The following is a 20,796-nucleotide window of genomic DNA, read 5'->3' as shown; positions in this document are numbered from 1 at the left end:
GGCTTGGGATTACAGCCCTTGCTTGAGGCTGGCCACAAGGTACTCATCGATATCGCCGTCGAGCACGTTGACGCAGTCGCTTCTTTCGATACCGGTACGCAGATCCTTGATCCGCGACTGGTCGAGCACATACGAGCGAATCTGATGACCCCAGCCGATATCCGACTTGGTGTCTTCCAGGGCCTGCGAAGCGGCATTGCGCTTCTGCACTTCCTGCTCGTACAAGCGTGCCCGCAACATTTTCATCGCGGTGTCTTTGTTCGCGTGCTGGGAACGTTCGTTCTGGCAGCAAACCACCGTGTTGGACGGTATGTGCGTAATCCGTACCGCCGAGTCGGTGGTGTTAACGTGCTGACCACCGGCACCGGAGGAGCGGTAGGTGTCGATTCGCAAGTCCGACGGGTTGATGTCGATTTCGATGTTGTCATCGATTTCCGGCGACACGAACACGGCCGAGAACGAGGTGTGGCGACGGTTGCCCGAGTCGAACGGGCTCTTGCGCACCAGGCGGTGCACACCGATCTCGGTGCGCAACCAACCAAAGGCGTATTCACCCTTGATGTGCAGAGTCGCGCCTTTGATCCCGGCGACTTCACCCGCGGACAATTCCATGATGGTGGCGTCGAAACCGCGTTTATCCGCCCAGCGCAGGTACATGCGCAGCAGGATGTTGGCCCAGTCCTGAGCCTCGGTACCGCCAGAGCCGGCCTGAATATCCAGATAAGCGTTGTTGGCGTCCATCTCGCCGCTGAACATCCGACGGAATTCCAGCTTCTCCAGCGACTCGCGCAAGCGCTCGACTTCAGCAGCCACGTCGTCCACGGCAGCCTGATCTTCTTCTTCGGCGGACATCAACAGCAGGTCTTTGGCGTCGACCAGGCCAGAGGACATTTCGTCCAGGGTGTCGACGATCTGCGCCAGCAAGGAACGCTCGCGGCCCAGGTTCTGTGCGTACTCGGGGTTGTTCCAGACAGCAGGATCTTCAAGCTCGCGATTGACTTCAGTCAGACGCTCATGCTTTTGATCGTAGTCAAAGATACCCCCGAATGGTTTCAGAACGCTCGGACAGGTCCTTGATGCTGTTTAGGATCGGGTTGATTTCCATGGTGGGCAGCACTCGTAGGCGAACTTTTGAAAGCCGACGAGTATAACTCACCACCGACCGCTAAGGCAGTCCATTGGGCAGGCCTTACGGGAGTTTCTGCGCTGCACGATTCCACCGCCGATGCCGCAACGGATCAGCTAACCCCCACCACCACCTGATTGCGTCCATTGTTCTTCGCGGAATATAAACCCTTGTCGGCGTCCATGATCAGTTGGCGACTGTTGGAGCCCGGTTGCGGGATCATGGTGGCTAAGCCGATGCTGATAGTCAGGATCGAGCCCGGCAAAGGGAAAATGTGCGGGATATTGAGGCCCTCCACGGTCTGGCGCAGCTTTTCGGCCAGCAGCCGCGCACCGCCTGGTGAGGTGGTTGGCAGCACCAGGGCAAACTCTTCCCCACCGTAACGCGCTGGCAGATCGGAAGATCGACCGCAACTCTCGCGAATCGCACTGGAGACCTGACGCAGTGCTTCGTCACCTTCGAGATGGCCAAAGTTGTCATTGAAGGCCTTGAAGTAGTCCACATCAATCATCAACAACGAGATCTGGCTTTGCTCACGCAGTGCCCGGCGCCACTCCAGCTCCAGGTACTCGTCGAAGTGCCGACGATTGGACAGGCCAGTCAAGCCGTCCGAGTTCATCAAGCGCTGTAACACCAGATTGGTATCGAGCAACTGCTGCTGACTGACGCGCAAGGCTCTATAGGCTTCATCACGCTGCAACAGAGTCATGTACGAGCGAGAGTGGTAACGAATGCGCGCCACCAACTCGATGGTGTCCGGCAGCTTGACCAGATAATCGTTGGCACCGGCCGCGAAGGCCGCGCTTTTGATCAGCGGGTCTTCCTTGGTCGAGAGTACGATGATCGGAATATCGCGGGTCAGCGGGTTGTTGCGGTACTCACGCACCAGGGTCAGACCATCGAGGCCCGGCATGACCAGATCCTGCAAAATCACCGTCGGCCTGATCAAAATAGCCTGGGCAATCGCCTGATGCGGGTCGGCACAGAAGTGGAAATCGATGTTATCTTCGTTGGCCAGCCCACGGCGCACCGCTTCACCAATCATTGCCTGATCGTCGACCAACAGCACCATCGCCGAGTTCTCGTCGGTCTTCTTGAAACCATCTATTTGCAAATCATGCATGCCGGGGCTCCTGCTCTCTGACTGGTCGTGAACACGCCTGAAAAGTCATTAGCCGAACACCTCGATCAATCTGGGCGCAATTTTTTCCAGTGGCCGAATTTCGACAGCTGCATCGATCGCGGCAGCAGCCTTGGGCATGCCATACACAGCACAGCTGTGTTGATCCTGAGCGATGGTCAAAAACCCCTGCTGTCGCATCAACTTAAGCCCTTGAGCACCATCGCGCCCCATCCCCGTTAGCAACACACCCACCGCATCTCCACTCCAATAGCTGGCCACACTCTCGAAAAAAACGTCGATCGAGGGCCGATAAATTTCGTTTACGGGCTCGGCGGTGTACGCCAGACTACCGTTTTTCAATAAGCGAATATGGTGATTGGTGCCCGCCAGCAAGACTGTTCCCCGCTCTGGCCGCTCGCCGTCACGGGCCAGACGCACGGGCAAACCAGACGCACTGGCCAGCCACTCAGCCATCCCGGCGGCAAAAACCTGATCCACATGCTGAACCAGCACAACAGCCGCAGGAAATGACGCGGGCAGGCCCTTCAGGAGAACTTCCAGCGCTGCCGGGCCGCCCGCGGAAGAGCCAATGGCCACCAGACCCTGGCGCTGTACGCTCGCACGCAAAGGCGTGGCGACCGTGCGCACGCGACTGTCGCGCTGACCGATCAACCAGTCAATATTGAGGATCTTGCGCAATAGCGGGGCCGCTGCGTCCTTGGGATTCCCTGCGCCCAGGGCGGGCGTATCGACCACATCCAGCGCGCCGTACCCCATGGCTTCGAACACCCGATGGACATTCTGCTGTCGGTCCACGGTGACAATGACGATGGCACACGGTGTAGCGGCCATGATCTGTCGGGTCGCTTCGACGCCATCCATGACCGGCATGATCAGGTCCATCAGAATAAGGTCCGGCGTCAGCTGCGCACAGCGCTCGACGGCTTCGGCGCCATTGGCCGCGACCCAGACCACCTGATGCGCGGGCTCGAAAGCGATGGCCCGGCGCAGGGCCTCCACGGCCATGGGCATATCGTTGACGATAGCGATCTTCATCCCTGTGCACCTCCGATCAACTCCATCACGGCATCGAGCAAAGCGTCGTCATGAAAGCTGGCTTTAGCCAAGTAATAATCCGCACCGGCATCCAGACCTCGACGGCGATCTTCTTCTCGGTCCTTGTATGACACCACCATCACCGGCAGGGACTGCAAACGACTGTCCCGACGCAACAGGGTAACCAGCTCGATACCGTCCATGCGCGGCATGTCTATATCGGTGATCAGCAAGTCAAAGTCTTCGGCACGCAAGGCATTCCAGCCGTCCATGCCATCCACCGCCACCACCACTTCATACCCACGATTGAGCAGCAACTTGCGCTCCAGCTCACGCACCGTCAGCGAGTCATCGACCACCAACACCCGCTTGCGCGCTACGGCATCGGCTTGCTGGCCGCCCCGGCCGATGCGCTCCAGACGTCCGGTGTTGAGCAGTTTCTCCACCGAACGCAGCATATCGTCCACATCAATGATCAATACCGCCGAGCCATCGTCGAGCAAGGCCCCGGCTGAAATATCCTGGACCTTGCCCAGTCGCGGATCGAGGGGCAGCACCACCAGCGTGCGCTCACCGATAAAACGCTCGACCGCCACGCCATATACGGCATCCCGCTCACGAATGATCACGACCTTGAGCACGTCACCGACAGGCTGGCTTTGCGGGCGCTGAAGCAACTGGCTGGCGGCCACCAGTCCTACGGGGCGCTCGTCGTACCAGAAATGCTGACGACCCTCCAACTGCACGACTTCACTGGCCTGCACATCACGCATGCGTTCGATGTGCGCCAAGGGGAATGCATACGCCTCCCCACCGACGTCGACCACCAGACTGCGGACCACCGACAGGGTCAGTGGCACTGTCAGTTGGAAGCGGCAGCCCTGCCCTGCACCCTGTTCGACTTCGATCGCCCCACGAAGTTGGCGAACCATATGCTGCACCGCGTCCAGGCCAACGCCACGCCCGGACACTTCGGTGACCTTGTCGCGCAGACTGAAGCCGGGCAGGAACAAAAAGCTCAGCAGCTCATCTTCACTCAGTTGCTCAGCGGTTTCAGCGGGCGACAACTGGCGCTTGATGATGCTGCGACGCAGTTGATCGAGATCGACACCCGCGCCGTCGTCACTGACTTCCACCACCAACAGGCCGGCCTGATGGGACGCACTGAGCCGGATGACGCCTTCTGCAGGTTTACCTGCCAGCAGCCGCTGCTCGGGCAACTCGATGCCATGATCCACCGCGTTGCGCAGCAAATGGGTCAAGGGCGCTTCGAGCTTTTCCAGCACGTCACGGTCGACCTGAGTCTTTTCGCCTTCGATTTCCAGGCGCACAGGCTTACCCAACTCGCGGCCCAGGTCGCGGACCATGCGCGCTTGGCCGACCAGCACATCGGCAAAGGGGCGCATTCGGCAGGCCAGTGCGGTGTCGTACAGCAACTGCGCACGCTGGCTGGCCTGCCAACCGAACTCGTCCAACTGAGAGGTCTGCTGGGTCAGCATCGCCTGGGCTTCGGACAGCAAACGCCGGACTTCTTCGAGTGTCTCCAGGGAGTCGACGCTTGCGCCGGACTCTTTGAGGCTCACGTCCAGACTGTCGAGGGTCCTCGCGCTTTTATTCTGCAGACGCTTGACCCGCTGCATTGTCGCCAGATACGGCTTGATCCGCTGAGTTTCGACCAGCGATTTACTCGACAAGTAGAGCAAGCTGTTCAGGCGATCGGCCGTCACCCGCAAGACGCGCTCACCGCCTTCAGCGATCCGTTGGTTTTGACGGGGCGCCTCAGCCACGACAGAAGCAAGGACAGAGACCGGGTCAGGCTCGGTGTACGGCGCAGGAGTATCAAGGCGCAGTGCAGCGGCCAATAAATCGACAGTGGTCATCTCTGGCATGGACAGAAGTGATTCAAGCGACGGCTGTGCAGACGTTGCCGACGCTGAATCGCCGGTGGCCGCACCTGGCGCCAGCAACGCGTTCATTTGCAGCACATACGCGTCGATATCCGCAGGGCTAACGCCCGTACTGCCTGGCGTGGCGATGCGCATCAGTAAGTCGGTACCCAGCAGCAAGGCATCGATATGCTCGGGCCGCAGGTGCAACCTGAATTCTTGGGCGCTGACCAGACAATCTTCCATCACATGGGCCACGCTGACCCCGGCATCGACCCCGACAATCCGCGCCGCGCCCTTGAGCGAATGGGCGGCGCGCATGCAGGCTTCCAGGTGCTCTGCCTGCGTGGGGTTACGCTCCAGCGCCAACAAGCCAGCGCTGAGGACCTGGGTTTGTGCTTCGGCTTCCAGCGCAAACAACTCAAACAGCGACGCATCGCGCATTTGTTCTGGGGTCATGTGAGGCTCCGGTTCACGGCCGACAGCAGTTGATCTTCATCGAGCAGGCGCAAACTGCGCGCTTTCCACTGCAGAACGCCCCGGGTAAATCTGGCATGGGTCTGATGACCCGCGCCGGACGCCGAGTCCAGAGCACGCTCATCCATGGCATGGATGCCATCGACCTCGTCCACGGGCACCACGACCGGGCCACCCTGTGCAGCGACGATCAGCATGCGCGGCACGATCCGCGCCGAGTGTGTCACCGCGGGCGAGCTGTCCAGGCCCAGCAACTCAACCAGCGACAGGCAGGCCACCAGCGCGCCCCGTACATTGACGACGCCAAGCAACGCCCGCGAGCGTTGATGCGGCAGAGAATGAATGGCCTGCAACGGCGCCACCTCGACCAGACAGCGGGTGGGCAACCCGAGCCATTCTTCGCCCAGACGAAACACCAGGATCGAGCGGGTCTTGATCTCGCTGTGCGCCTCAAGGGTATGGCCCTGCACCCGATGTTCCTGGGCCAGGGAATAGCGATCCAGCAGGCGCGTGGCGGCAGCGGAATACACCGAACAGTTACGGCAATGAATATGCTCGGCCAGCAATGGGCAAGAACGTTCGCCGTGTATACCAATACGGTTCCAGCAATCGTCGATTGCCTGGAGGTCTTGCTGGGTCAGGCTTGGTTCGCTCAGCTGGCCGCTCATCGATTACGTCCTTCCTTGCTCAGGCCACGGGCAGCCCGGTCCTGCAAACGGCGGGCACCTTCGGTATCGCCTTGAGAGGCCAGCAGAGTCGCCAACTGCGCCAATGCCTCGGGATGTTGTGGCTGCAGATACAACGCTTTGCGATACAAACCCTGCGCCTCCGCCGTCTGGCCGCCGAGATCGCTGAGCAGTCCCAGCCAATAAAACACTTGGGCTACCGGCTCATATAGTTTCAGGTAGCGCTCGCAGGCCGCGCGCGCTTCGGCACTTTTACCCTCGTTGGCCAGGCTCGCGATGTTTGCCAGCAAGCTGGCGGCTTCAGTGTCGAGGTCCCCTGCCGGAGTGGGTACAGCTCTGGCGCTTGCACGGACCAGCGGGCTTGACGCAAACGATCGGGGGCTCGCCCGCAACGGCAAACTGGCCCGCGAACGAGTAAAGGTCGCTGGCACCAGGATTGGAAGCGGCAGGGGCACAACAGCGGCAGGCGGCACTTCGGCTTTTTCCGCGCAGCGGCTAAAAGCAAACGACTGCGCAATGCCGATTGAACGCATGCCCAAACGCGCCAGCAGACTGCCCTCGGCCGGACCGATAAACAGCACGCCTTCTTCGCGGGTCATGCGCTTGAGCACCTCGAAAACGCGTTGTTGGGTCGCCAGATCGAAATAGATCAACAGATTGCGGCAGAACACGAAGTCATAAGTGGGTCTCGCCGCCAACAACGTCGGATCAAGCACGTTACCCGTCTGAAAGTTGACCTGGTTACACACCCGTTCATTGAGTAAAAAACCATCGACCTCGGCACTGAAGTACCGGTCACGAAAGGTTATTTGCTCACCGCGAAACGAGTTTTTGCCATAAATCGCCCGCGTTGCCCGCTCAATGGACAAGGGGCTGATATCGATGGCATCGACCTGAAACTGTTGCGGGAAAATCCCGGCATCGAACAGGGCCATGGCAATCGAATAGGGTTCTTCGCCCGTGGAACAGGGCAGGCTGAGGATACGCAGCGGTCGCGAGCCCATCAGCTCCGCCAGTCGTGTCTGCGCCAGCTTGCCCAGGGTCGAAAACGATTCCGGGTAACGAAAGAACCAGGTCTCGGGGACAATCACCGCTTCGATCAGCGCTTGCTGCTCGCTGGCCGACGTCTGCAACAACTGCCAATAGCCGTTACTGTCCTGCGCGCTCGATGCGGCGCAACGCTGGCGCACGGCGCGCTCGATGATCGCTTCACCGACCGAGGCAACGTCCAGACCGATGCGGTCCTTGAGGAAGGAAAAGAAACGCGCGTCATTGCTCATGGCGCCTCCTCGAACAGCTCGATACTCAAGGGTTGGGCAGGATAAAGCAGCTCGCGCACCGAATCACTGAGCAGGTCCTGGACCCGAATCCATTGCAGCAACCCTTGTTTGTCCTCGCGTACCGGGCCGAGGTAGGGTGACAGTCGATTATCCAGACCGTATTCCTTGAACTCGCGAGGCGGGCAACGCAGGGTATCGGTGGCCTGTTCCAGAATCAGGCCGAGCAACTGGCCGGATCGGTCAGCGTCCGGGCGATAGTGAACCAGGACCAGACGGGTACTGGTTCGAGTCTGTGCCGGGCGGCCAAAGGTGAGCGCACTGAGATCAATCACCGGCACCACCATGCCCCGGTACGCAAACACCCCGGCCACCCAATGTGGCGCCTGGGGGATGGGTCTGAGATGCAAACGTGGGAGTACTTCGGCGATTTCGACCGCCTCCAGGGCGTAACGCTCGTCACCTATGTGAAACAACAAAAACAGCTTGTTCTGCGGTAACGCCGGGGCGCCACGCTTGGCTGAGTGCTCGATCATCGTCCGGTCTCAGACTTTGAAACGCGAGACGCCGCTGCGCAGCCCCACCGCCACCTGGCTCAGCTCATCAATGGCGAAACTGGCCTGACGCAACGACTCAACTGTCTGGCTGCTGGCATCACCCAGTTGCACCAGCGCCTGATTGATCTGTTCGGCACCGGTGGCTTGCGCCTGCATGCCTTCGTTAACCATCAGGACTCGCGGCGCCAAGGCCTGCACCTGATAGATGATCTGCGAAAGCTGCTCGCCGACCTGCGTCACTTCGAACATGCCACGACGGACTTCTTCGGAGAACTTGTCCATGCCCATCACGCCTGCGGACACGGCCGACTGAATCTCACGAACCATCTGCTCGATGTCGTACGTCGCCACGGCGGTCTGATCGGCCAAGCGACGTACTTCAGTCGCAACCACGGCAAAACCGCGCCCATACTCACCCGCTTTTTCCGCTTCGATGGCCGCGTTGAGCGACAAGAGGTTGGTCTGGTCGGCCACTTTGACGATGGTCACTACCACCTGATTGATGTTGCCGGCCTTCTCATTGAGGATCGCCAACTTGGCGTTGACCAGATCGGCAGCCCCCATGACCTGATGCATGGTCTCTTCCATACGCGCCAGGCCTTGCTGGCCGGAGCCTGCAAGGATCGAAGCCTGATCCGCGGCGGAGGTGACCTCGGTCATGGTGCGCACCAGATCACGGGACGTGGCGGCGATTTCTCTGGAGGTCGCACCGATTTCCGTGGTGGTGGCAGCCGTTTCGGTGGCCGTGGCCTGTTGCTGTCTGGAGGTCGCGGCGATCTCGGTCACCGAGGTGGTGACCTGTACCGACGAACGCTGGGCCTGTGAAACCAGGCCCGTCAACTCGGTCATCATGTCGTTGAAGCCAGTTTCGACTGCACCGAACTCATCTTTGCGGTCCAGGTCCAGGCGCTTGCTCAAGTCACCGGTGCGCATGACCTCGAGAATCTGCACGATGCGCTGCATCGGCGCCATGATTGCGCGCATTAACAGCAAGCCACAGCTCGCGGCAGCAGCCAGGGCGATCAGCAGGGAAATACCCATGCTGATTTTCGCGTCAGTCACCGAGACGCTAATTGATTCGGCCGCATGGTCAGCCAGTTTCTTGTTTTCGGTGATCAACGTATTGATAAGATCGCGACCCAGATTCCAGACAGGGGACAGCTGCGTGTTGAGCGCACTGCGGGCCTTGATAAAATCATTGGCTTGATAAAGCGCGAGAACGTCATCGAGGGCTTTCCGATAAACCTCATGTTGCCTCTCAAATGCATCGAAGCGGACCTGGTCATCTGAGCTGAAAATGGTTTTCTTATAGTTGCTCACTTCGTTTTCGAGGATGGCTTCGTTAGCCTTGAACTGCTCAAGTTCAGCCGTCGTAAGCGGCCGACCTTCGTCTTCGCCGAGCAGCTTCAAGGTGACAACGTAACTAGTGCCCCATGCATTGCGGATGGTGGTGCTGTAATAAAGGCCCGGCAGAGCATCAGTGCGGACCTGCTCCTCGCTGGACTGAATAGAAAGCAGTCGGGAGTACGACACGACAACCATCAACAACATGATGGCGATGATCACAGCGAAACTCGCCAGAATCCGTTGGCGCAACGTCCAGTTCTTCACAGTCAGCCCTCAAGAGTTCAACACCGGCAGCATCCGCCGAGTTCAAGAAGTGGACCAACAGACGGCCCAAAGCAGGCTGAGTATAGCCCAGCCCCCTTAAGGCTAATACGGGTGTTTCCGACATACTTTCAGCTGGTTGCTCACCCTTTATCAGAAGCCTGCCGCACCTGCGCCTCAAGCTCTACCTTGAGTGCAGGGTCCAACCTGAGTTGGCGAGCAAGTTCGTCAAGATAGGCGCGCTCCATAAAGTGCTCCTCATCCACCAACATCACGCTGGCAATGTACATTTCGGCGGCCATTTCCGGCGTGTTCGCCGCTCGAGCGACTTCTGCCGGATCGAGAGGTTTGTTGAGTTCGGCCTGCAACCAATGCCGCAGCTCCTGATCGTTGGTCAGCTTGGTGAATTCACCCTCTATCAACTGACGCTCACGGTCATCAACATGGCCGTCCGCCTTGGCCGCAGCCACCAGTGCCCTGAGAATCGCCTGACTGTGCTCTTCGACCTGCGGCGCTGGCAGCCGGTCAATAGTTTGTGGCTCGGAGTGTGGGGCTGTGCCTTGATTGGCTTGCCAATTGCCATAGGCTTTGTAGGCCAAAACCCCCAGCGCCGCGAGACCACCGTAGGTCAGCGCCTTGCCGCCCACCTTGCGTGCGGTTTTATTACCCATCAGCAAACCCATCGCACCAGCCGCCAATGCTCCGCCGCCCGCACCGGACAGGAACCCACCCAACCCTCCGCCCGCCCCACCGAGCAAACCGCCTAACCCCCCTGAACCGCCCGCAGCGGGGGCGCTGTTATCGGAATGATTGCCCGTTCGCACGCCAGTTTTGTTCTGTAGCAGGTCCTGCCCGGACTTAAGCAGTTGATCGAGTAAGCCACGCGTATTCATGGGAAAGCCTCCAGAACTTGTCAGTCGTTTCGTGGCAAGCAGAGTAGAACGAAGTGTGTCCGGGCAGGTTTGAGGAGTGCTTCGAAATGTTGCATGGCCCTCCAGGCAGCGTCACTCGCTCAACTATCGTTTAAAAAGATATACACTCTGAAACATCTAAAAAACCAATCAACAACCTCGCCAGAGCTGCCCTCTCATGATGACGTTGCGCCAGATCCGTCACTTCATCGCGGTCGCGGAAACCGGTTCGATCTCGGCCGCCGCACAGGCGGTGTACATTTCCCAGTCCACGCTGACGTTGGCGATCCAGCAACTGGAACAGGAAATCGGCGTCACGCTGTTCAACCGCCATGCCAAGGGCATGAGCCTGACCCATCAGGGCCACCAGTTCCTGCGCCAGGCGCACTTGATCCTGGCCACGGTGGACAACGCCAAGCGCAGCCTGCAACAAAGCACCGACCAGGTAGCAGGCCAGTTGATTGTCGGCGTGACCAGCCTGGTGGCGGGCTATTACCTGGCGGACTTGTTGACTCGTTTTCAGCGTGCTTACCCCAACGTCGACATCCGCGTAATGGAAGACGAGCGCCCGTATATCGAGCATTTGCTGGTCAGCGGCGAGATTGATGTCGGGGTGTTGATCCTGTCCAACCTCGAAGACCGCTACGCCCTGCAAACCGAAGTACTCACCCACTCACCGCACCGGGTCTGGCTGCCTGCGCAGCACCCCCTGCTGGAACACGACAGCATTAACCTGGCAGACGTCGCTCGCGAGCCGTTAATTCAGCTCAATGTCGATGAAATGGACATGAATGCCCAGCGCATGTGGTCGCGAGCCGGCCTGCAACCGCACATCACACTGCGCACAGCTTCGACCGAAGCCGTCCGGAGCCTGGTGGCAGCCGGACTCGGGGTTTCCATCCAGCCAGACATGACCTATCGGCCCTGGTCGCTGGAGGGCGACATCATCGAAGCGCGCCCCTTGGCGGACCTCAGCCAGACCCTGGACGTAGGCCTGGCATGGCGCCGAGGCACGGCACGACCCGCGTTGGTCGACCCCTTTTTGAGCGTCGCCCGCGAGCAACCTCATACCGGGCGCAGGCTATCTATTTAATCGAACGCAGCTTTCAGTATTTAGCATTTGTCGACCTCTCGCCCGCGCACTAGTCTCTGTGGCTATAGATGGCCGGGCGCGCCAAGGAGCAAGCCCATGGACCCCACGGCCACAAAAAAAAAGAGAGCACCCAACATGCCCGGCGCGCACCCGACCCCATTGTTCACGGCACTGTTAATCGACGGTGAACTGGTCGCAGGCCAAGGTTTCGTCGAACCGATCCTCAATCCAGCCACCGGCGAAGTACTGACTCATATTGCCGAAGCCAGCATTGAACAAGTCGAATCCGCAATCCTCGCCGCCCACCGCGCCTTTGCCAGCTGGTCTCGAACCACACCGCAACAACGCTCGAACATCCTGCTGTCCATTGCCAACGTCATTGAAAAACAAGCCGATCAGCTCGCCCGCCTGGAATCGCTGAACTGCGGCAAGCCCCTGCACCTGGCGCGCCAGGATGACTTGAGCGCCACGGTTGACGTGTTCCGTTTTTTCGCTGGCGCCGTGCGCTGCCAGACAGGACAACTCTCCGGCGAATACCTGCCAGGCTACACCAGCATGGTTCGGCGTGACCCGATTGGCGTGGTGGCGTCCATCGCGCCGTGGAATTACCCGATCATGATGGCCGCCTGGAAAATCGCCCCGGCACTGGCGGCGGGCAACACGTTGGTGTTCAAACCGTCCGAACACACACCACTGTCGATCCTGGCGCTGGCCCCGGCGCTGGCTGAGCTGTTGCCGCGCGGGGTCATCAATATCATCTGCGGCGGCGGTGAAGGTGTCGGTAGCCATTTAGTCAGCCACCCGAAAGTACGCATGGTATCGCTGACCGGTGACATCGTTACCGGACAAAAAATCCTTCAGGCAGCCGCCAAAACCCTCAAACGCACGCACCTGGAACTGGGCGGCAAAGCCCCGGTCATCGTCTGCAACGACGCTGACATTCAGGCGGTGGTTGAGGGCGTGCGCACCTACGGCTACTACAACGCGGGGCAGGATTGCACGGCCGCGTGCCGAATCTACGCACAGACAGGCATTCATGATCGCTTGGTGGCCGAACTCGGCGCGGCGGTCAGCAGCCTGCGCTTTGCCGGCAAACGTGACGCCGACAATGAAATCGGTCCGCTGATCAGCACCCGCCAGCGTGATCGGGTCGCCAGCTTCGTCGAGCGTGCATTGGGCCAGCCACACATCGAGCGCATTACGGGCGCAGCGGTGCATTCCGGGGCAGGCTTCTACTATCAGCCGACCCTGCTCGCCGGCTGCAAACAAACCGACGAGATCGTCCAGCGCGAGGTGTTCGGTCCGGTCGTCACCGTGACCCGCTTCGATCAGCTTGAGCAAGCGGTGGACTGGGCCAACGACTCGGAATACGGCCTGGCGTCGTCGATCTGGACCCAGAATCTGGACAAGGCCATGCAAGTGGCCGCGCGCTTGCAGTACGGATGCACCTGGATCAATAGCCATTTCATGCTGGTCAGCGAAATGCCCCACGGCGGCCTCAAGCGCTCGGGTTATGGCAAGGATTTATCCAGCGACTCGTTGCAGGATTACAGCGTGGTGCGCCACATCATGGCGCGTCACGGGCAAGACTTGAGCTGAACAACGCTCAAGACGAATGACTGCACTACGCTTTACAGCACTCTAATAATCAGCCCGAAAAGGGCATGTCGTACCCGTTCAAAACTGCCCCGACCATAATTAAAGAAGAGGGAATCCCATGTCAGTGCTCAAGACCGCAGTACTCAGCGCTGTAGTCACCGGTATGTTCACCAGCTGCGGTGTCTCCGCGGCAGAGATGCTCAAAACCGTAGGCGACGGCGAGGGCCAGCTCGATATTGTCGCGTGGCCGGGCTACATCGAACGGGGTGAAAGCGACAAGGCATACGATTGGGTAACCGGCTTCGAGCAAGAGACCGGCTGCAAGGTCAGCGTCAAAACTGCCGCCACCTCCGATGAGATGGTCAGCTTGATGGCCAAGGGCGGTTATGACCTGGTGACGGCATCAGGCGATGCGTCGCTGCGACTGATCGTCGGCAAGCGGGTCCAGCCCATCAACACCGCGCTGATTCCGAACTGGAAGAACATCGACCCGCGCCTGGCGAACGGTCCTTGGTACGTGGTCAACAAACAAACCTACGGCACGCCTTATCAGTGGGGCCCGAACGTGCTGATGTACAACACCACTGTGTTCAAGGTCGCGCCCGTCAGCTGGAGCGTGGTATTCGAAGCGCAAAACCTGCCAGACGGCAAACCCAACAAAGGCCGTGTGCAGGCTTATGACGGCCCGATCTATATCGCAGATGCCGCGCTGTACCTGAAGTCGACCCAGCCTGAACTGGGGATTAAAAACCCGTATGAACTCAACGAAACCCAGTACAAGGCGGTCCTCGACCTACTGCGCAAACAACAGCCGTTGATCCACCGTTATTGGCACGACGCCACCGTCCAGATGAGTGACGTCAAGAACGAAGGCGTCGCGGCCTCCAGCTCATGGGGCTACATGGTCAACGGCCTCAAGGCTGACAAACAGCCTGTGGCCTCGACCATTCCAAAAGAAGGCGCTACCGGCTGGGCTGACACCACCATGCTCCACGCCGACGCTAAGCACCCGAACTGTGCCTACAAGTGGATGGACTGGTCGCTGCAACCTAAAGTCCAGGGCGACGTTGCCGCCTGGTTCGGTTCATTGCCAGCAGTACCCGCAGCGTGCAAGGCCAGCGAACTGCTGGGTGCCGAAGGGTGCGCGACCAATGGTTTCGACCAGTTCGACAAGATCGCTTTCTGGAAAACCCCGCAAGCTGAAGGCGGCAAGTTCGTGCCGTACAGCCGCTGGACCCAGGATTACATCGCGATCATGGGCGGTCGCTGAGTCCGTCTGAAGGTCCTGCGGACCTTACCGCAGGCAAACCATGCTCCTACAAAATCTGCGCTGTCCCTGTAGGAGCGGGCTTGCCCGCGAGCGACTGCAAAGCAGTCGCAAATGATTCACCCGCATTTTCGGAGCTACACACCATGACGCTTGCAGTCCAGTTCACCCACGTTTCCCGTCAGTTCGGCGAAGTGAAAGCCGTTGACCGGGTTTCCATTGATATTCAGGACGGTGAGTTCTTTTCCATGCTGGGCCCGTCGGGCTCGGGCAAAACTACCTGTCTGCGCTTGATTGCCGGTTTCGAGCAGCCGAGCGCAGGCTCAATCCGCATTCATGGCGAAGAGGCGGCAGGCCTGCCGCCCTATCAGCGTGATGTGAACACCGTGTTCCAGGACTATGCGTTGTTCCCGCACATGAACGTGCGGGACAACGTTGCCTATGGCTTGAAGGTCAAGGGCGTCGGTAAAGCCGAACGTCTCAAGCGTGCCGAGGAAGCCTTGGCCATGGTCGCGCTCAATGGCTACGGCGACCGCAAACCGGTGCAACTCTCCGGCGGCCAGCGTCAACGTGTTGCACTGGCACGCGCCTTGGTCAATCGGCCCCGCGTGCTGCTGCTCGATGAGCCGCTGGGCGCCCTCGATTTGAAGCTGCGCGAACAGATGCAAGGCGAGCTGAAGAAGCTCCAGCGCCAACTCGGCATCACCTTTATTTTCGTCACTCACGATCAGACCGAAGCCCTGTCCATGTCCGACCGCGTGGCGGTGTTCAACAAAGGGCGCATCGAGCAGGTCGATACCCCACGCAATCTGTACATGAAGCCGGCCACCACCTTTGTCGCCGAGTTCGTTGGCACCTCCAACGTATTGCACGGCGAGCTGGCCCTGCAATTGAGCGGCATCGCTCAACCGTTTTCGATTCGCCCGGAACACATCCGCTTTGCCGAAGGCCAGGTTGGCAGTCACGAGATCCAGGTCAGCGGCCTGCTGCACGATATTCAATATCAAGGCAGCGCCACCCGCTACGAACTCACCCTCGACAACGGCCAGACCCTGAATATCAGCCAGGCCAACAACCAGTGGCTGGACACCAGCACGCACTACCAGACCGGTCAGCGAATCACCGCACGCTGGGCCCGTGAGGCGATGATCACGCTGCACGAACCGGCCGCGGGCGAGGGTCTGTGACCATGAGCCAGGCCATCTCCCACCCGGCGACGCAGCCCGGACAATCGCCCTTGCGGCGCTTCTCCAACCTGCTCTATCGCCGCCCCAATCTCTACCTTACGCTGCTACTGATCCCTCCACTGCTCTGGTTCGGCGCGGTCTATCTCGGTTCGCTGCTGACCCTATTGTGGCAGGGCTTCTATACCTTCGACGACTTCACCATGGCAGTCACTCCTGAACTGACCCTGGCCAACTTCGCGGCCCTGTTCAGTCCGGCGAATTTCGACATCATCAAGCGCACCTTGGGCATGGCGGTGGCGGTGTCTATTGCCAGCGGCATCGTCGCGTTCCCTATCGCCTATTACATGGCGCGCTACACCACGGGCAAGACCAAGGCATTTTTCTACATCGCCGTGATGATGCCAATGTGGGCCAGCTACATCGTCAAGGCCTATGCCTGGACCCTGCTGTTGGCCAAAGGCGGCGTGGCGCAGTGGTTCGTTCAGCACATGGGGCTGGAACCGGTGTTGCAGTTCATCCTGGGTATTCCCGGCGTGGGCGGTAGCACCTTGTCGACCTCGCACCTGGGGCGCTTCATGGTCTTCGTCTACATCTGGCTGCCGTTCATGATCCTGCCAATCCAGGCGTCACTGGAGCGCTTGCCCCCGTCGTTGTTGCATGCCTCCGCCGACCTTGGCGCCACGCCACGCCAGACCTTCATGAACGTGACGTTGCCGCTGTCGGTGCCAGGAATCGCTGCCGGTTCAATTTTCACCTTTTCCCTGACCTTGGGCGACTTCATCGTGCCGCAGCTGATCGGTCCACCCGGCTACTTCATCGGCAGCATGGTCTACGCCCAACAAGGCGCTATCGGCAACATGCCCATGGCCGCAGCCTTCACTCTGGTGCCCATCGTGCTGATCGCTGTTTATCTGTCCATTGTCAAACGACTGGGGGCCTTCGATGCGCTCTAAACCTTCGTTGCAGGGGGAAAAAGCCTCCCTTGGCCTGAAGCTGGCCGCATGGGGTGGGCTGGTGTTCCTGCACTTCCCGATTTTCATCATCTTCATGTACGCCTTCAACACCGAAGATGCCGCCTTCAGCTTCCCACCCCAGGGTTTCACCCTGAAGTGGTTCAGCGTGGCGTTCTCGCGCCCCGATGTGCTGGAGTCCATCAAGCTCTCGCTGGAGATCGCCTGCATCGCCACGTTGATCGCCATGGTCCTCGGCACGCTGGCATCCGCTGCGCTGTACCGACGGGATTTTTTCGGCAAGGACGGCATTTCGCTGATGCTGATTCTGCCCATCGCCCTGCCGGGGATCATCACCGGTATCGCCCTGCTCTCGGCCTTCAAGACCCTGGGAATCGAACCGGGGATGTTCACCATCATCGTCGGCCACGCAACCTTCTGCGTGGTGATTGTCTACAACAACGTCATCGCCCGCTTGCGCCGCACGTCCCACAGCCTGATCGAAGCGTCGATGGACCTGGGTGCAGACGGCTGGCAGACCTTCCGCTACATCATCATGCCCAACCTCGGTTCGGCATTGCTGGCCGGAGGGATGCTGGCGTTCGCCCTGTCGTTCGACGAAATCATCGTGACCACCTTTACCGCCGGCCATGAACGCACGTTGCCGATCTGGCTGCTCAACCAACTCAGTCGCCCACGCGACGTACCGGTGACCAACGTGGTCGCCATGCTGGTGATGCTGGTGACCATGCTGCCGATCCTCGGCGCCTATTACCTGACACGCGGCGGCGAGAGCGTGGCCGGCAGTGGCGGTAAATAAAGAACACCAACAATCCCCTGTAGGAGCTGCCGAAGGCTGCGATAAGGCCGGAACGGCCTTCGGCGGCTTCTACCGTTTTTTTGCTCGACGACAATAATTGCCTGAAGAGGAATCAACCATGCAAACAAAACTGTTGATCAATGGCCATCTCGTCGCTGGCGAAGGTCCCAGCCAGTCTGTCTTCAACCCAGCCTTGGGTCGGGTGTTGGTCGAAATCAACGAAGCCAGTGAAGCCCAGGTTGACGCCGCCGTGCGGGCTGCCGATGCGGCCTTTGAAAGCTGGTCACAGACCTCGCCCAAAGATCGCTCGCTGCTGTTGCTCAAACTGGCCGACGCCATTGAAGCCCATGGCGAAGAGCTGGCCAAACTGGAGTCGGACAACTGCGGCAAGCCTTACAGCGCCGCACTGAACGATGAAATCCCGGCGATTGCTGACGTATTTCGCTTCTTCGCGGGCGCCAGTCGCTGCATGAGTGGTTCAGCGGCCGGTGAATACCTGCCGGGCCACACCTCGATGATCCGTCGTGATCCTATCGGTGTCGTGGCGTCGATTGCGCCCTGGAACTACCCGCTGATGATGGTCGCCTGGAAAATCGCCCCGGCGCTGGCCGCTGGCAATACCGTGGTGCTCAAACCGTCCGAGCAAACACCACTGACCGCGTTGCGTCTGGTGGAGCTGGCGGCCGATATCTTCCCGGCCGGTGTACTCAATCTGGTGTTCGGTCGAGGGCAAACCGTCGGCAATCCGCTGGTGACCCATCCAAAAGTGCGCATGGTCTCGTTGACCGGCTCTATCGCCACGGGCTCGCACATCATTTCCAGCACCGCCGACAGCGTCAAACGCATGCACATGGAGCTGGGCGGCAAGGCACCGGTAATCATTTTCGATGATGCTGATATCGACGCTGCGGTCGAGGGCATTCGCACGTTCGGCTTCTACAACGCCGGCCAGGATTGCACCGCCGCGTGCCGGATCTATGCACAAAAAGGCATCTACGAAAAATTCGTTACCCGGCTGGGCGAAGCTGTCAGCACCATCAAGTACGGTTTGCAAGACGACCCGGAAACCGAGCTCGGTCCACTGATCACTGCACAGCATCGCGACCGCGTGGTGGGCTTCGTCGAACGCGCACTCGCTAAATCGCACATGCGCCTGATCACTGGCGGCAAAGTGGTTGAGGGCAACGGCTTCTTCTTCGAACCCACCGTGATTGCCGGTGCGAAACAGGATGATGAAATCGTCCGCCGCGAAGTGTTCGGCCCGGTGGTCTCGGTCACCCAGTTCGACGATGAGGCGCAAGTATTGGGTTGGGCCAACGACTCGGACTACGGTTTAGCCTCATCGGTCTGGACCCAAGACGTCGGACGCGCCCACAGGATGGCGGCGCGCTTGCAGTATGGCTGCACCTGGGTCAACACCCACTTCATGCTGGTCAGCGAAATGCCCCATGGCGGGCAGAAGCTCTCCGGGTATGGCAAAGACATGTCCATGTACGGACTGGAGGATTACACCACCGTGCGCCATGTGATGTTCAAACACTGAGGGCGTTTCACGCGCTATCGCAGCCTTCGACGATTTCCGTTTCACCCGCAATCCAGATCAAAACAATAACGACCGAATCGGGTTGTGCAGTGAGTGCACAACCACAGTTTCGGACACACCAAATCTGCCGATTTTCTGGAGAAACATATGAGCGCAACCCCGCTAGCCGCCGCGCTGGACAGCGATGCAGAACAACTCCTCAAGTTGGGGTACACCTCCAACTTCAACCGCACCATGAGCCTGTGGGAGAACTTCGCCCTCGGCTTCACTTACCTGTCGCCCGTGGTGGGCGTCTACACCTTGTTTGGCCTGTGCCTGGCAGCAGGCGGTCCACCGATGTTCTGGGCTTACCTGTTAGTGGGCATGGGTCAGTTGTTGGTGTGCCTGATTTTCGGTGAAGTGGTTTCGCAGTTCCCGATTTCCGGCGGTGTGTACCCATGGGCTCGTCGCTTGGTGGGCAAGCGCTGGGCATGGATGGTTGGCTGGATCTATGCAATCGCCCTGTGCGTGACCATCGCCGCCGTTGCTGTGGGTGCCGGACCGTATCTGGCCGCCATGCTCGGTTTCGAGCCTAGCGCCAACACCAACATTGTCATCGCGCTGGTGCTGACCCTGTTTGCCACGCTGGTCAATCTCAGCGGCACCAAAGTGCTCGCGCGCATCGCCATGTTTGGTTTTCTCTGCGAACTGATCGGTGCGGTAATCGTCGGTCTGTATCTGCTGATCTTCGAGCGTCACCAACCGTTGAGTGTGCTGTTCAATACCTTCGACATCCGCATTGATGGCTCTTACATGCCGGCGTTCCTGACCGCGTCGCTGGCGGGGATGTTCCTGTACTACGGCTTCGAGGCCTGCGGTGATGTTGCCGAAGAAACGCCTAACCCGAGCAAGATGATCCCGCGCGCCATGCGCATGACCATCTATATCGGTGGCGCAGCAGCGATGTTCGCCTGCCTGGCGCTGATCCTCTCCGTACCGGACATGGCCGCAGTGATCAACGGCACCGACAAGGATCCGGTGACCACCATCCTCAGCAACGCCTTTGGCGTCAATGGCTCGAAAGTGGTGATGGCCGTGGTGATGGTGTCCTTCGTCTCCTGCGTCATCAGCTTGCAAGCCGCCGCCAGCCGCCTGCTTTATGCCTACGCACGGGATGAAATGATCATCGGCAGCACTGTGCTGAAACGCTTGTCACCCAACACTCAGGTGCCAGTTGCAGCGTTGTTCGTTGCTGGCGTACTGCCCGCTTTGATCATCTGCCTGGGCTTTGTGTTGCAGGATGCGGTCGCCACCATCGTCAGCTTCGCCGCCATCGGTATCTACCTGGCGTTCCAGATGATTGTCATGGCCGCCCTCTTCGCCCGCGCACGCGGCTGGAAGCCAAGCGGTCAATTCAGCCTCGGTAAATGGGGCCTGCCCATTAACCTTGGCGCGTTGATCTACGGGGTGTTGGCCATCATCAACATGGCCTGGCCTCGTACCCCGGATGCCGCCTGGTACATCAACTACGCCATGGTCCTGACCACCGCCATTGTCATTGGCCTGGGCTTGATCTACATGTGGCTGGGTAAACCGTACGACCACGGTACGGCGCCCGCTGGGGATGCCTGGAAAGTCAGCAAGTAAAAGC

Annotated in this window: 17 protein-coding genes; 8 read left to right on the top strand and 9 right to left on the bottom strand. The window is 59.6% G+C overall.

Annotation, left to right across the window (positions count from 1 at the left end; all coding sequences use genetic code 11):
- Positions 1-9: 9 nt before the first annotated feature.
- The 9 genes from prfB to QN399_RS05700 form a co-directional block, all read right to left on the bottom strand.
- Positions 10-1,105, bottom strand: a protein-coding gene (gene prfB, locus QN399_RS05740) for a peptide chain release factor 2 (RefSeq protein ID WP_322178184.1) whose coding sequence is annotated in 2 segments (ribosomal slippage) — positions 10-1,032 and positions 1,034-1,105 — 1,095 coding nt in all. Because the reading frame shifts where the segments join, the coding sequence is not laid out codon by codon here.
- A gap of 133 nt (positions 1,106-1,238) precedes the next feature.
- Positions 1,239-2,249 carry a PleD family two-component system response regulator gene (locus QN399_RS05735; RefSeq protein WP_323566021.1) on the bottom strand — a complete coding sequence of 337 codons (1,011 nt, stop codon included), beginning with the start codon at positions 2,247-2,249 and terminating at the stop codon, positions 1,239-1,241.
- Positions 2,250-2,297: 48 nt separating this feature from the next.
- Positions 2,298-3,305, bottom strand: a complete 1,008-nt coding sequence (locus tag QN399_RS05730; protein ID WP_330200677.1) for a chemotaxis response regulator protein-glutamate methylesterase — start codon at positions 3,303-3,305, stop codon at positions 2,298-2,300.
- Positions 3,302-5,650, bottom strand: coding sequence for a hybrid sensor histidine kinase/response regulator (locus QN399_RS05725; RefSeq protein WP_330200676.1), 2,349 nt, complete (start codon positions 5,648-5,650; stop codon positions 3,302-3,304). Before QN399_RS05725 ends, QN399_RS05730 begins: the two co-directional genes overlap by 4 nt.
- A complete protein-coding gene (locus tag QN399_RS05720; RefSeq protein WP_323566022.1) occupies positions 5,647-6,336 on the bottom strand; it encodes a chemotaxis protein CheW in 690 nt (229 codons plus the stop codon). Before QN399_RS05720 ends, QN399_RS05725 begins: the two co-directional genes overlap by 4 nt.
- On the bottom strand, positions 6,333-7,634 hold the full coding sequence (locus QN399_RS05715) for a protein-glutamate O-methyltransferase CheR (protein WP_330200675.1): 1,302 nt from the start codon (positions 7,632-7,634) through the stop codon (positions 6,333-6,335). Before QN399_RS05715 ends, QN399_RS05720 begins: the two co-directional genes overlap by 4 nt.
- Positions 7,631-8,167: a chemotaxis protein CheW gene (locus QN399_RS05710; RefSeq protein ID WP_330200674.1), complete on the bottom strand. Its 537-nt coding sequence runs from the start codon at positions 8,165-8,167 to the stop codon at positions 7,631-7,633. Before QN399_RS05710 ends, QN399_RS05715 begins: the two co-directional genes overlap by 4 nt.
- Before the next feature lie 9 nt (positions 8,168-8,176).
- On the bottom strand, positions 8,177-9,799 hold the full coding sequence (locus QN399_RS05705; protein ID WP_322178177.1) for a methyl-accepting chemotaxis protein: 1,623 nt from the start codon (positions 9,797-9,799) through the stop codon (positions 8,177-8,179).
- 140 nt (positions 9,800-9,939) lie between these two features.
- Positions 9,940-10,689 (bottom strand): tellurite resistance TerB family protein, encoded by a 750-nt coding sequence (locus QN399_RS05700; protein ID WP_322178176.1) that lies wholly within the window; start codon positions 10,687-10,689, stop codon positions 9,940-9,942.
- A gap of 196 nt (positions 10,690-10,885) precedes the next feature.
- Here QN399_RS05700 and QN399_RS05695 point away from each other — a divergent pair, with 196 nt between their 5' ends.
- The 8 genes from QN399_RS05695 (at position 10,886) to QN399_RS05660 (ending at position 20,792) form a co-directional block, all read left to right on the top strand.
- The gene (locus tag QN399_RS05695) at positions 10,886-11,800 is read left to right on the top strand and encodes a LysR family transcriptional regulator (protein ID WP_322178175.1); all 915 of its coding nucleotides are present in this window, start codon (positions 10,886-10,888) and stop codon (positions 11,798-11,800) included.
- A 135-nt stretch (positions 11,801-11,935) separates the two neighbouring features.
- Positions 11,936-13,399 carry a gamma-aminobutyraldehyde dehydrogenase gene (locus tag QN399_RS05690; protein WP_322217724.1) on the top strand — a complete coding sequence of 488 codons (1,464 nt, stop codon included), beginning with the start codon at positions 11,936-11,938 and terminating at the stop codon, positions 13,397-13,399.
- A 118-nt stretch (positions 13,400-13,517) separates the two neighbouring features.
- Positions 13,518-14,669 carry a putative ABC transporter substrate-binding protein YdcS gene (gene ydcS, locus QN399_RS05685; RefSeq protein ID WP_322178173.1) on the top strand — a complete coding sequence of 384 codons (1,152 nt, stop codon included), beginning with the start codon at positions 13,518-13,520 and terminating at the stop codon, positions 14,667-14,669.
- Positions 14,670-14,812: 143 nt separating this feature from the next.
- The gene (locus QN399_RS05680) at positions 14,813-15,853 is read left to right on the top strand and encodes an ABC transporter ATP-binding protein (RefSeq protein WP_322178172.1); all 1,041 of its coding nucleotides are present in this window, start codon (positions 14,813-14,815) and stop codon (positions 15,851-15,853) included.
- 2 nt (positions 15,854-15,855) lie between these two features.
- Positions 15,856-16,806, top strand: coding sequence for an ABC transporter permease (locus tag QN399_RS05675; protein WP_330200673.1), 951 nt, complete (start codon positions 15,856-15,858; stop codon positions 16,804-16,806).
- On the top strand, positions 16,796-17,623 hold the full coding sequence (locus QN399_RS05670) for an ABC transporter permease (protein WP_219061174.1): 828 nt from the start codon (positions 16,796-16,798) through the stop codon (positions 17,621-17,623). Before QN399_RS05675 ends, QN399_RS05670 begins: the two co-directional genes overlap by 11 nt.
- Positions 17,624-17,741: 118 nt before the next feature.
- Positions 17,742-19,166 carry a gamma-aminobutyraldehyde dehydrogenase gene (locus QN399_RS05665; RefSeq protein ID WP_323566377.1) on the top strand — a complete coding sequence of 475 codons (1,425 nt, stop codon included), beginning with the start codon at positions 17,742-17,744 and terminating at the stop codon, positions 19,164-19,166.
- Between the two features lie 147 nt (positions 19,167-19,313).
- Positions 19,314-20,792: an amino acid permease gene (locus QN399_RS05660; RefSeq protein WP_330200672.1), complete on the top strand. Its 1,479-nt coding sequence runs from the start codon at positions 19,314-19,316 to the stop codon at positions 20,790-20,792.
- The last annotated feature ends 4 nt before the right edge of the window (positions 20,793-20,796 follow it).

This window comes from Pseudomonas sp. 10C3 (genome assembly GCF_036346185.1).
Lineage (GTDB): Bacteria > Pseudomonadota > Gammaproteobacteria > Pseudomonadales > Pseudomonadaceae > Aquipseudomonas.
The sequence above is the reverse complement of the archived record's forward strand: the minus strand, read 5'-3'. Positions and strand labels throughout refer to the sequence as shown.

Excerpts from the sequence above, each read along its gene's own strand:
- QN399_RS05725 (WP_330200676.1), bottom strand. The coding sequence starts at position 5,650 with ATGACCCCAGAACAAATGCGCGATGCGTCGCTGTTTGAGTTGTTTGCG.
- QN399_RS05680 (WP_322178172.1), top strand. The coding sequence starts at position 14,813 with ATGACGCTTGCAGTCCAGTTCACCCACGTTTCCCGTCAGTTCGGCGAA.
- QN399_RS05735 (WP_323566021.1), bottom strand. The coding sequence starts at position 2,249 with ATGCATGATTTGCAAATAGATGGTTTCAAGAAGACCGACGAGAACTCG.
- QN399_RS05675 (WP_330200673.1), top strand. The coding sequence starts at position 15,856 with ATGAGCCAGGCCATCTCCCACCCGGCGACGCAGCCCGGACAATCGCCC.
- QN399_RS05695 (WP_322178175.1), top strand. The coding sequence starts at position 10,886 with ATGATGACGTTGCGCCAGATCCGTCACTTCATCGCGGTCGCGGAAACC.
- QN399_RS05690 (WP_322217724.1), top strand. The coding sequence starts at position 11,936 with ATGCCCGGCGCGCACCCGACCCCATTGTTCACGGCACTGTTAATCGAC.
- QN399_RS05665 (WP_323566377.1), top strand. The coding sequence starts at position 17,742 with ATGCAAACAAAACTGTTGATCAATGGCCATCTCGTCGCTGGCGAAGGT.
- QN399_RS05710 (WP_330200674.1), bottom strand. The coding sequence starts at position 8,167 with ATGATCGAGCACTCAGCCAAGCGTGGCGCCCCGGCGTTACCGCAGAAC.
- QN399_RS05730 (WP_330200677.1), bottom strand. The coding sequence starts at position 3,305 with ATGAAGATCGCTATCGTCAACGATATGCCCATGGCCGTGGAGGCCCTG.
- ydcS (WP_322178173.1), top strand. The coding sequence starts at position 13,518 with ATGTCAGTGCTCAAGACCGCAGTACTCAGCGCTGTAGTCACCGGTATG.
- QN399_RS05670 (WP_219061174.1), top strand. The coding sequence starts at position 16,796 with ATGCGCTCTAAACCTTCGTTGCAGGGGGAAAAAGCCTCCCTTGGCCTG.
- QN399_RS05720 (WP_323566022.1), bottom strand. The coding sequence starts at position 6,336 with ATGAGCGGCCAGCTGAGCGAACCAAGCCTGACCCAGCAAGACCTCCAG.
- QN399_RS05700 (WP_322178176.1), bottom strand. The coding sequence starts at position 10,689 with ATGAATACGCGTGGCTTACTCGATCAACTGCTTAAGTCCGGGCAGGAC.
- QN399_RS05660 (WP_330200672.1), top strand. The coding sequence starts at position 19,314 with ATGAGCGCAACCCCGCTAGCCGCCGCGCTGGACAGCGATGCAGAACAA.
- QN399_RS05715 (WP_330200675.1), bottom strand. The coding sequence starts at position 7,634 with ATGAGCAATGACGCGCGTTTCTTTTCCTTCCTCAAGGACCGCATCGGT.